This is a genomic window from Corallococcus llansteffanensis (assembly GCF_003612055.1).
Taxonomy (GTDB): Bacteria; Myxococcota; Myxococcia; order Myxococcales; family Myxococcaceae; genus Corallococcus; species Corallococcus llansteffanensis.
On sequence record NZ_RAWB01000986.1, the window covers coordinates 1 to 1,658 of the forward strand.

Here is a 1,658-nt window from a genome sequence, read left to right on the forward strand (position 1 = left end):
GGTTGCAGGGGGACGCGCTGCTGGGCGCGGCGAGGGCGGCGGCCCTGGCGGCGATGCCTGGAGGCGTTCGCGTCAGCGGGCCATCGCTGTACCGGCTGGCCCTGGGGGAGCGGTCGGTGGTGGTGGCGGACGCGGCGCTGGTGCGGCTGTTCGAATTGCTGCGCCGGCTGGCGGCGAGCCCGCTGCCGGTGCTGGTCCACGGGGAGACGGGCACGGGCAAGGAGAACGCGGCGTGGGCGGTTCATCACTGGTCGCCGCGCGCGGAGCAGCCGTTCGTGGCGCTCAACTGCGCGGCGCTGCCGGAGAGCCTGGTGGAAGGGGAGCTGTTCGGCCACGAGCGGGGCGCGTTCTCCGGCGCGGACCGGGCGCGCTCGGGGCTGCTGGAGCGGGCGAGTGGTGGAACGCTGTTCCTGGATGAGGTGGCGGAGCTGTCGCTGCCCATCCAGGCGAAGCTGCTGCGGGCGTTGGATCAGAAGGTCATCACGCGGCTGGGGGATTCGCGCGAGCGGCCCGTGGACCTGCGCGTGGTGGCGGCGACGCACCGGGTGCTGGCGGACGAGGTGAAGGCGGGGCGCTTCCGGCAGGACCTGTTCTTCCGCCTGTCCGCGGCGGTGGTGGTGTTGCCGCCCCTGAGGGACAGGCCGCGCGAGCTGCCGCTGATGGCGAGGGTCTTCGTGGAGGACGCCTGTGCGCGGGCGGAGCGGCCCGCGCTGCACCTGTCCGCCGCGACCATGGGGGTGCTGGGCGCGCATGCGTGGCCGGGCAACGTGCGCGAGCTGAAGAACGCGCTGGAGTACGCGGTGGCCACGTCGCCGGGGCCGGTGGTGGAGCCGTCGCACCTGCCGGAGTCGCTGCGGGCGGGGCTGGTACGGCCGGAGGTGGAACCGGAAGTGGAGCCGGTGCCGGACGCGGTCCGGGACGCCGCGCCGCGCACGTTCCAGAACCTGGCGGAGGAGTTGCGGATGCTGGAGCGCCAGCGGATGCTGGAGGCGCTGGAGGCGACGGGCGGGGTGCAGACGCGCGCGGCCCAGCTCATCGGCATGCCGCTGCGCACGTTCGCGTTCAAGCTGAAGCAGCACCGCATCGCCGCGCGAGGGCGGAGCCCGACGGTGGAATGAGGAGCGCGGGCCTCACACCGTGGCAGCCTCCCGCGGCGTTCGGGGAGTACCGCCTGTTGCAGCCGCTGGGCCGGGGCGCGATGGGGGAGGTGTACCTGGCGCACGACACGGTGCTGGACCGGCTGGTGGCGGTGAAGTTCATCGCGGGCGTGGCACCCGACGAGGTCCAACGCGAGCGCTTCCGCACCGAGGCGCGGGCCATTGCCAGGGTGCAGCACCCGAACGTGGTGGGCATCCACCGCGTGGGCGAGGTGGGGGATAGGCCGTATCTCGTCTCGGAGTTCCTGAGGGGGGACAGCCTGGACCGGCTGCCGCGTCCGGTGCCGTGGGAGCGCGTGCTGGAGATTGGGATCGGACTGTCGCGGGGGCTCGCGGCGGCGCATCGGCAGGGGGTGCTTCACCGGGATCTCAAGCCCGCGAACGCGCTGCTGACCGAGGACGGTCAGGTGAAGCTGCTCGACTTCGGCGTGGCGAAGCTGCTCGACGTGGCGATGGCGCCCGTGGGGCCTGGGCTCCTGCCAGAGCGTCAAGCGGGTGGGG

Annotated in this window: 2 protein-coding genes; both read left to right on the plus strand. The window is 73.5% G+C overall.

The features are described 5' to 3' along the window. Positions 1 to 1,118 (plus strand): sigma-54 interaction domain-containing protein (locus D7V93_RS42705; RefSeq protein WP_147451670.1); only part of this gene is annotated, 1,118 nt, incomplete at its 5' end. Then, a partial coding sequence (locus tag D7V93_RS42710; RefSeq protein WP_147451671.1) for a serine/threonine-protein kinase occupies positions 1,115 to 1,658 on the plus strand: 544 nt, incomplete at its 3' end. The genes D7V93_RS42705 and D7V93_RS42710, both read left to right, overlap by 4 nt.